Annotated in this window: 1 pseudogene; it reads right to left on the bottom strand. The window is 40.7% G+C overall.

Annotation, left to right across the window (positions count from 1 at the left end):
• A pseudogene (locus ACFIML_RS09230) lies at positions 1–337 on the bottom strand (cation:proton antiporter); the annotation flags it as partial.

Raw genomic sequence — 337 nt, 5'->3', positions numbered from 1 at the left:
AAAAAGCACCAAAGGCTAAAGTTGAAGAAACAATATAAAAGAGTGCACCTGCTGTGAGTGCTATATTGCCGATCCCAATGGTTGCCAACAAAGTACCAGAAGAGACAAGAATGCTATAAGCCACCAAACGCACCAAAACTTGGCTCGCCAAGACCCCAATAAAACCAAAAGCCATAGTGGCAAGTCCACCATAAAATAAAACCATTTTACCAAAATGACTAAAATATTCACTTTCAGGACCAAACCATAGCAATGTCAGACGTAAAACAATATAAATACCCACCTTGCTTAAAAGTGCAAAAGAAGCTCCAACGGGTGCTGCTGCGGCACTATAAGT

This window comes from Bartonella sp. AC62GZZY (assembly GCF_042196525.1).
GTDB lineage: Bacteria > Pseudomonadota > Alphaproteobacteria > Rhizobiales > Rhizobiaceae > Bartonella.
Note: the sequence above shows the minus strand (reverse complement) of the source record. Positions and strands in the feature narration are given on the sequence as shown.